The sequence below is a fragment of the uncultured Sphingomonas sp. genome (assembly GCF_964237335.1).
In the GTDB taxonomy this organism is placed as follows: Bacteria; Pseudomonadota; Alphaproteobacteria; order Sphingomonadales; family Sphingomonadaceae; genus Sphingomonas.
Window position 1 is genome coordinate 1 of sequence record NZ_CAXSHM010000064.1, and the last position, 9188, is coordinate 9188.

The 9188-nt window shown below is 65.7% G+C and carries 5 protein-coding genes; 4 read left to right on the plus strand and 1 reads right to left on the minus strand.

What is annotated here, in order from left to right; all coding sequences use genetic code 11:
- Nucleotides 1-83 precede the first annotated feature (83 nt).
- Entirely contained in the window at nt 84-293 is a 210-nt protein-coding gene (locus ACFE65_RS16890) for a hypothetical protein (RefSeq protein ID WP_375383526.1), read from the minus strand.
- A 314-nt stretch (nt 294-607) separates the two neighbouring features.
- Here ACFE65_RS16890 and repC point away from each other — a divergent pair, with 314 nt between their 5' ends.
- From repC to ACFE65_RS16910, 4 genes are all read left to right on the plus strand, one after another.
- Nucleotides 608-1846, plus strand: coding sequence for a plasmid replication protein RepC (repC, locus tag ACFE65_RS16895; RefSeq protein WP_375383527.1), 1239 nt, complete (start codon nt 608-610; stop codon nt 1844-1846).
- Nucleotides 1847-2406: 560 nt separating this feature from the next.
- Nucleotides 2407-3372: a replication initiator protein A gene (locus tag ACFE65_RS16900; RefSeq protein WP_375383528.1), complete on the plus strand. Its 966-nt coding sequence runs from the start codon at nt 2407-2409 to the stop codon at nt 3370-3372.
- A gap of 122 nt (nt 3373-3494) precedes the next feature.
- Nucleotides 3495-7712, plus strand: coding sequence for a strawberry notch-like NTP hydrolase domain-containing protein (locus ACFE65_RS16905; protein ID WP_375383529.1), 4218 nt, complete (start codon nt 3495-3497; stop codon nt 7710-7712).
- Nucleotides 7713-7835: 123 nt separating this feature from the next.
- Nucleotides 7836-9158: a ParB/RepB/Spo0J family partition protein gene (locus ACFE65_RS16910; protein ID WP_375383530.1), complete on the plus strand. Its 1323-nt coding sequence runs from the start codon at nt 7836-7838 to the stop codon at nt 9156-9158.
- Nucleotides 9159-9188 lie beyond the last annotated feature (30 nt).

A 9188-nucleotide genomic window follows, 5' to 3' on the forward strand; every position in this document is an offset into this window, starting at 1 on the left:
CGCTACCCTCGCCGTCTGACGTCCCGCCCACAACCGGGGGGGGTGAGTAATTACGTCTCAGCGGCGGGTCGACAACAACTGCACTACGACACATCGAGAATATCGAGGCGCTGGGCTACATCCGGCGTGGATCCGACCCTAATGATGGCCGTCGACTGATCGTATCCATGTTGCCCTTGCTCGGTGACGCCATGGATCAATGGCTTGATCTTCAGATCGGCGCCGAACGACTGGGTGTTTGACTGTCGATTATCGCCCACGCGACGATCAAGTCGTTTCGTGCGGTAAAGCACGAGAAATAATGCCCCTTTCGTTCGGTAAAGCACGAGTCAGCCGACTTGTCTGACGGCCCTGCTTCCCTGCTTCTGGTGGCGCACCGATCCTCACAGATTCGGGCGAAACGGGGAGCGCGCTGTGACCACATAAAGAATGCCCGGCACGAGGCCGGGCACCCCTGCGGAGATCCGCTACCACACGCCGGCAAGCGTGAGGCCAACTACGTAGATAGAGGCAGGTAGCACCCTCCCCGGCCCCGTTCAAGATTGCGCGCCTCGCGCCACGCCTTTGCTTTGTCTGGTGACGGCCTCCAAGCACGGAGTGTCGAACGATGTCCTATACCCAAACCGCCTTCACAGGGCGAACCGGCGCGCGCCCGATCTCGGCGCTTACCCGGCACATCGAGCGCGAGCTTGCGGCGCGGATCGAGACCGCCGGCGATGTCGAGCGGAACGATCTCTACCGCATCCTTGACGGGGCGAAGACGGCAATCGGGCTGAGCGCGTCCGCGCTGGAGACGCTGAAGCACCTGATCGGATACACCCGTCCTGACGACTACAAGGGCGAGGCCCGGCCGATCGCCTGGCCGAGCAACTACACGTTGGCCGAACTCGCTGGCGTCACCGAGAGCGCGATCAAGGCGCGCCTGCGCCAGCTTCGCGCGCTGGCGCTCATCACGATGCGCGATGCGGCTCACGGCCGCCGCCGCGGCCAACGTAGCGCGACGGGCGGGATCATCAGCGCCTACGGCATCGATCTATTCCCCTTGCGAGCGCGCTATGACGAACTCAAAGCCGCCGCGGAGGCCCACACGGCGTTCTCCAGGCTCGACAAGCGCGGACGGCAGGAGATTGCGCGTGTCCGGCGCATCGTGGGTCAGGCACTCGCCCAGGCAGCCGACCTGCGCTTGACGGGCCAACACTGGATTGCTCTGCAGGACGCGGTCGAGGCGGTGGCACGGCAAGCTGCTGTGGCACGGACCACCCGGGACGCCATCGCGTACGAGGCAACTCTTGCAGACCTGCCAGAGGTCGAAGCGATGGTTGGCGACACGATTGATCGGTTTATGTTCATCGATGAATCAGACGGGTCAGGGTCAAATCCCTCACCCTTCATACAAGTACAAACCAAGCCCTCCTCAAAATCCGTACAAGCTCTGCAAGATTGTAGTTTTAATGGGAAACGTTCCGAGGAGGTCAAACCCGCCCTTCCAGTCTCGCCGTCGAAGAGTGCGTTCAAGACATCGCCCCGCGAACTGGTCGCGATGTTCCCAACCACGGCGATGTACGTGGAGCGCGATCAACCGGGATGGGTCGATCTTCACCGTGCCGCGGCCCGGTTGCGGCACGATCTTGGTATTCGCACCGGCACCTGGGCCGATGCGCTCGATCAACTCGGCCCCGATGCGGCGTCGATCGCCATCATGATCACCGCCGAACGGCAATCGCGCGACGAAATCCGCCTGACCCCGGGGGCCTATTTTGCCGGCATGGTGACGCGCGCTCATCGCGGAGAGCTCGACCTGTCCAAGAGCCTCTGGGGCTTCCGCACCGCGCCTGCCCTCCAATGAGCGGACGCAACTCGCCGGGCGCTTATGACGCCCAGGCGGCTTTCGTGCGGTAAAGCACGAACCCTCCGCCAACCTCGATTCGCCTCGCCTCCGGCCGATCGCTCCCTTTCGTGCGCTAATTCACTCCAGATCGAGGACCCTGTCGGAGCCGTCCGATCGCCTCCACGTCGGCTTTCGTGCGCATTTCAACCCCCTCGCCGCGGACCCCTAGGGTTGCTTCCGTGCGGTTTCCCACCTTTCGAGGAACCATAAAAAGCCCTTCTAACCCCCTCTTCCGCGCGATTTCTGATCCGCGGGAGCCTCCCGGACTTCGCCTCGCCGACCTTTTGTGCGGTAAAGCACGAGTCTGATGGCCGGCCTTGGTTGCGGAACCGATGGGAATCGGAGGATGCCCTTAAATGCCGGGTCGCTGGTATCCGGACGGCATGATCCGACGCTTAAACGGCGATGTGCCCCGCTAATGCTCGTGCTTTACCGCACGAAAGCATGTAAATTCTGCATCGGGCGTTGCAACGAAGCGCCGAAGTCAGTCATCACCCTCGCTCGAGGAGTCTTCCCCGATGGCGATGGCGCGACCCATGGAGTTACAAGGCAACCTGTTCACGCTCGACAGCCCCCTGCTCGGCGAGATCCTGGGCGAACGTACCGTCGCGGAATTCCCCTTTTTCGCGCTCAAGAAGGCTCGTCAGCTTGAGCCGATGACCTTCCAAGCGGAAGGCGTCACTATCGAACTCTCCGCCGGCAAGCACGGCATTGCGACGATCTACGACAAGGAAATCCTGCTTTACGTCGCCAGCATCATGACGGATCTGCGCGATCGCGGTGGTACGCCCGCGCGAACGATCCGGTTCACCGCGCACGATCTGTTCCGGATTACCGGCTCGAATGCGAGCAAGCGCTCGTACGCTTACCTCATAGACGCACTGCGTCGTCTTCGGAACACGATCGTCGAGACCAATATCGCAACCGGCGGCGAAACTCAGGAAGACAACTTCTCCTGGCTCGATCACTTCCGCGTCATGTATGCCGAGGATAGCCGCGGTGAGAAGCGGGTCAAATACATCGAAGTCACGGTATGCGACTGGTTCTACCGCGCGGTACTGCGCGACCGCCGACTGGCTGCCTATGATCTTGACTACTTCACGCTGACCCCAATTCAACGGCGTCTATACGAACTTGCGATGTTCCATTGCCAGCCTGGGAAACCGTTCACCTTGGGCCTTGAAGAGGTATCGCAGCGCATGGGCTGTGGTGCGGCCCGGCTCCGGAACGCGCGGGCAGAAATCACCAAGGTCGCGGAGCAGGACAGTCTGCCAGGCTACTCCTTATCCCTCCACAGCGAGAAGGTGCCGACCGCCGGCCGGCCTCGCTTGCAAACGTTCGTGACGTTCACCGCGCATCCCGCGCAGCGATCGCGTCCGATCGTTCCCCAGGCCGCTACCCTCGCCAGCTCCGACGATGTGCGGTCCGACGAGCAGCTGAAGGTGTACGAGGATGTCGCGGAAGCAGCTGCCGAGGCAGCCTGACGAGCGGCAATAATCGATACCAAAGCAGGCTCGCGCGCGGCGGCCCTTCGGTCTGAGAGGAGAGGAGGCCTTCGGCTTGTTGATCCGGTGATGAGCACCGGGCGACAGAATGGAGCCTCTCGATGCGCACTTCATCCGCAGCCCTCGAACTCGACTTCACCGAACCGTCGATCACGGCTGCCAAGGCGGTTGCCGACACGATCACCAGGAGCGGGTCTTTCCAGCACGACACGCTGCTGTGGGTCATGGAGCAAGCCTATGGCGGTTCGTCTGCCGATGGTCGCTGGTCGCTCCGCGACGCTTACGACATGCTGGAACTGGCTGAGGTCATGTACCTCGCCAAGGCAGACCTTCCCGCTGGTCCCGGCGCCTGCCTCGCTGCGCTTACCGAGCTGGTCGCCAACCTGCCGACGCACACGGTTCGCAGCGAGGAGCAGATCGAACTCCAGCAATTCTCGACCCCTGCCCCGATCGCGTACCTTGCCGCGCTCGCGGCCCGGATCGCGCCGACGGACCTCGTACTCGAACCCTCTGCTGGTACCGGGCTCCTCGCCGCCTTCGCGTCCCGCGCCGGCGCGCGCCTCGTCCTCAACGAGATCGATCCAGTCCGCGCCGAGATGCTTGCAGCCGCCTTTCCAGGCGTCCCTGTCACGCGCCACGACGCCGAGCTGATCCACGACCTTCTTCCGTCGACGATCCGGCCAACGGCCGTCCTTATCAACCCTCCGTTTTCGCGCAGCATCGGCCGTCACGGGGACCCGCTCGCCGCATTCCGCCACCTCCGCTCCGCTCTCATGCGGCTCGCGCCGGGCGGTCGCTGCGCCGCCATCCTCCCCGATCGCGTCGACACATCGAGCCGCGCCTGGGCAAAGGCGACTGAGGGCTGCGCGCTGACGCTGCACCTCGAGCTGCCGGCGAACGCCTATGCCAAGCATGGCACCAGCCAGGCGGTGAAGATCATGGTGCTGGAGAAAGGCACCGGCGATCGTGCCGAGCTGATCCGGTGCGATACGCTCGCCGACGCGCTCGCGGCGATCACGACCCGCACCGTCATGCCCGCACGTGTCGCGCGTGGCGACACGCTGCAGCTCGCCCGTCCCAGCGGGCGCGGGTTGCTGCTAGGCGGTCTCGCCAGCAAGCCGCGCCTGACCGCGCCTGCATCGAAGGCCGCGCAGTCTCTCGCCGCTGTTCCGATCGACTACACCGTCTTCGCCGAGCCGGTTCCGACCGGCGAAGCCGTCGGTGTGTACCTGCCCTATCGGCCGAGCCGTATCGCCATCCCCTGCGCGTCCGCACATCCAACCGCGCTGGTGGAGTCGATCGCGATGGGTTCGATCACCGCGCCGCGGCCGTCCTACGTCCCTACCCTCTCGCGATCCGTCGTCGACGCGAAGACGCTCTCCGACGCCCAGCTCGAAACGCTGATCTACGCCGGCGACGCATTCGAGCGCGACATTCCCGGCCTGTTCAACGCGATCGAGGAGGGTCTGTCGCTCACGCCCGACGAGGACGGCCGTCCCTATCGGACCGGCTTCTTCCTCGGTGACGGCACCGGTGCCGGCAAGGGCCGCCAGGTCGCCGCGATCATCCTCGATCAGTGGCTGCGCGGCCGCCGCAAGCATATCTGGATCTCCAAGACCGAGACGCTGCTCGAGGACGCGCGTCGCGACTGGACCGCGGTCGGGGGTCTCGCGCTCGACATCCAGCATCTCAACCAGTGGAAGCTCGGCACCCCGATCGGTGCGGCCGAGGGCGTGCTGTTCCTCACCTATGCGACCTTGCGCTCCAATCGCGGCGACAAGGGCACGCGCCTTCAGCAGATCCTCGACTGGGTCGGCGACGACCATGACGGCACGGTCGTGTTCGACGAGGCGCACGAGATGGCCGGCGTCGCCGGCGGCGAGGGCCGCTTCGGCACCAGGGAGGGGTCCGACCAGGGCATCGCCGGCGTCCGCCTGCAGAACCTCCTGCCCCGCGCCCGCGTCCTCTATGTCTCCGCGACCGGCGCGTCCGACGTCAACAACCTGGCCTACGCCACCCGGCTCGGCCTTTGGGGACCGGGCACCGCGTTCGCCGATCGCCGCACCTTCGTCGACTCCCTGCGCCGGGGCGGGATCGCGGCGATGGAGCTGATCGCGCGCGACCTGAAGATGCAAGGCCTATACGTCGCCCGCGCACTCTCCTTCGCCGGCGTCGAATATGACATCCTCGAACATCGGCTCACCCCCGACCAGATCGAGGTGTACGATGCCTATGCGGACGCCTGGGCGATCATCCACGCGAACCTGCGCGCCGCGCTCGACGCGACCCGCATCACCGACAGCTTCTCGAACGACACCTACAACAGCGGCGCCAAGGCGGCCGCGCTGTCGATCTTCGAGTCCACCAAGCAGCGGTTCTTCTGCCAGCTCCTGATCGGCATGAAGCTGCCCTCGCTCGTCCCGGCGATCCGCGCCGACCTCGTGCGGGGCGAGAGCGTCGTCATCCAGCTCGTCTCCACCTCCGAGGCGATGCTCGACCGGGCGCTCGCCGCGCTGACCGTCGAGGAACGTGCCAATCTCGACATCGAGCTGTCGCCGCGCGAGTTCGTCATGTCCTATCTGACCGCCGCCTTCCCGGTGCGGCAGATGAAGACCTATGTCGACGACACCGGCAAGACCCGCTCCGAGCCGATGTCGGACGAGGAGGGTCGCCCAGTGTTCAGCCAGGAGGCGCTGGCGATGCGCGACAATCTGGTCGAGCAGCTCTGCGCGCTCCCCGTCGTCGGCTCCGCGCTTGATCATATCATCGGGCATTTCGGCACCGATGCCGTGGCCGAGGTGACGGGACGCAGCCGGCGCGTCGTCATGGACGTCCACGGCCGCCAGCGCGTCGAGAGCCGTTCGCCCCGCACCAACCTCGCCGAGACCGACGCCTTCATGCGCGGCGCCAAGAAAATCCTGATCTTCTCCGATGCCGGCGGCACCGGCCGTAGCTATCATGCGAGCCTCACCGCCGAGAACCGGTCGCGCCGCAACCACTATCTCCTCGAGCCCGGTTGGCGCGCCGACGCCGCCATTCAGGGGCTCGGCCGTACCCACCGCACGCATCAGGCGACCGCGCCGCTGTTCCGGCCGGTGTCGACCGACTGCCGGGGCGAACGTCGCTTCATCTCGACGATCGCGCGCCGGCTCGACAGCCTGGGCGCGCTCACCCGCGGCCAGCGGCAGACGGGCGGACAGGGCCTGTTCGACCCGCGCGACAACCTCGAAAGCGACTATGCCAAGGAGTCGCTCGAAACCTGGTTCCGCCTGCTCGCCGCCGGCAAGCTGCGCTCCACCACGCTCGACGAGTTCCAGAAACTCACCGGCCTCGAGTTGGAGGGCGAAGGTGGTGGCCTCAAGGAAGACCTGCCACCTATCCAGCGCTGGCTCAATCGCATCCTGGCGCTGCGCATCGCGCTCCAAAACGCGATCTTCGACGAGTATCTCGGCCTGATTGAGGCGCGCATCGAAGCCGCCCGCGAAGCCGGCACGCTCGATCTCGGCGTCGAGAGCATCAACGCCGAGCGCATCACCATCCTCGATCGTACGGTGATCCGGCGCGACCAGACCAGCGGCGCCGAGACCGAGATCCTCCGGCTCGAGACCGAGGAACGCTACAAGCCGCTCGCGCTCGTGTCCGCGCTCAGGATCCTCGGCGACGACTCCCGCCCGATGGTGAACCGCAAGTCGGGCAAGGCCGCGATCCGGTGCAGCACCTACTCGCTGACCGACGACGATGGCGAGATCGTACGCCGCTATGAGCTGGTCCGCCCGACCCGCAGCGAGCGGATGCGCCAGGACCTCCTCGCCGAAACGATGTGGGAGGAGGCGAGCGAGGAGGAGTTTGCCGCGCTGTGGCAGGCCGAGGTCGAGGAGATGGCGGGCAAGACCCGCACCAGCACGCTGTACCTCGTCACCGGGCTCCTCCTGCCCGTCTGGGACCAGTTGCCCGACGATCACGTTCAGGTCTGGCGGCTCAACACTGATGACGGCCAGTCCTTCCTTGGCCGCATCGTCCCCGCTCCGCTCGTGTCCAAGCTCGCGGACGCCTTCGGCATCGCGGCGACGATCACCGTCTCGGGCGCCGAGACCGCCAGCCACGTAATGACGAGCGGCGAGATCGCGAGTTTGGGCGCATACCGGCTGAAGCGCAGCCTGGTCGCCGGCCAGCAGCGCCTCGAGCTGCTCGACTGGCCGCACACGCGGCTTGCCGAACTGAAGGCGGCCGGGTGCTTCACCGACATCATCCAGCACAAGACGCGGATGTTCGTGCCCGTGGCGACCGCCGCGACCGTGATCGACCGCATCACCGCCTGACGCACCAAGGACTTCCTCCCCGCTCGATCGAGGGAGGGGAGGGAGCCTTCGGCTTGGTGGGTCTGATGAGCAGGCCTGCGCGACCGTCGGACACGGCGCGCCTATTCCAGATGGAGACGACCGATGATCCAGTCCGTGAAGGTCAAGAACCTCTCGCTGTCGAAAGACAATGTGCGCAAGTCCAACCGCGACGCCGGGATCGACAACCTCGCCGCCAACATCGCCTCGCAGGGACTATTGCAGAACCTGATCGTCACCCCGCTCAAGAAGGCGGGCCACTTCACCGTCAAGGCGGGTGGTCGCCGCCTGCGCGCGCTCCAGCTCCTGATCGAGCAGGGCACCCTGCCCGTCGATCATGCCGTGCCGGTTCTCGTGCTGAGCGACGACGAGAACGCGACCGAGGCGAGCCTCGCCGAGAACTTCCAGCGCGTGCCGATGAACCCGGCCGACGAATGCACCGCGTTCAACTTCCTGATCCAGAAGGGAATGACCGCCGAGGACGTCGCCAGGCGCCAGGGCGTCACCACTCGCTTCGTCGAGCAGCGCGTCCGCCTTGCCGAGCTCGCTCCCTGCGTATTCGAGGCGCTCGCCGCCGGCGAGATCACGCTCGGCGTCGCGCAGGCTTACGCCGTCACCACCGATGTCGACCGCCAGGCCCGCGTGTTCGCTCAGATGAGCACGTCCTACTATGGTGACAATCCCGACAATATCCGCCGCGCCATCCTCAACGGAACCGTCAAGGCGAACGACGCCAAGGCGCGCTTCGTGGGTCGCGATGCCTATGTCGCCGCGTGTGGTCGCATCGACGGCGACCTGTTCGCCACGCAAGGCGATGAGAACTGGATCGACGTCGACCTGATCGAGACGCTCGCCGCCAGGAAGCTGGAGGCGGCCGCGGCCGAGCTGGCACAGGCCGAGGGCCTCGCCTTCGTCACCCCGATCCTGGCGACGCACGTCCCCTACGACCTCGAACGCCAGCTCCACGAGTTCCACGCCGCGGACCGCTCGCTCACCGAGGAGGAGCAGGTCCGGGTCGAGGCACTCGGCGTCGAGACCGACGACCTGGTCGCGGCGCTGGAAAGCGGCCTGGAGGACGGCACGCCCGACGCCGTTACCGTGAACGACCGTCTGGCTGAGATCGAGCGTGAGATCGAGGAGATCGACGCTGCCCGCAACGCCGTCGATCCGGCGGTCAAGGCGCAGCTCGGCACTTTCGTCTACATCGGCGGTGACGGCGAACCCCGCGTTCACGCTCGCCTCTTCAGCGAGAAGCCGGTCATCGATCCGAACGCGTCGCCCAAGGCGACGGACGGTGCAACCGGCGAAGGCGATGCCGGCGAGGCCGGCGACGTGGAGCAGGGTCCGAAGCTCAGCGCCACGCTGGTCGACGAGCTCGCGACGCAGCGCCGCCAGATCCTCGTCGTGTTGATTTCCACTGAGAGCTGACCCGGAGAAGGCATAGATTTCCACCGAGAA

What these genes read in the sequence shown, in the direction of transcription:
- repC (WP_375383527.1), top strand. Translation starts at nt 608, where the DNA reads ATGTCCTATACCCAAACCGCCTTCACAGGGCGAACCGGCGCGCGCCCG.
- ACFE65_RS16900 (WP_375383528.1), top strand. Translation starts at nt 2,407, where the DNA reads ATGGCGATGGCGCGACCCATGGAGTTACAAGGCAACCTGTTCACGCTC.
- ACFE65_RS16905 (WP_375383529.1), top strand. Translation starts at nt 3,495, where the DNA reads ATGCGCACTTCATCCGCAGCCCTCGAACTCGACTTCACCGAACCGTCG.
- ACFE65_RS16910 (WP_375383530.1), top strand. Translation starts at nt 7,836, where the DNA reads ATGATCCAGTCCGTGAAGGTCAAGAACCTCTCGCTGTCGAAAGACAAT.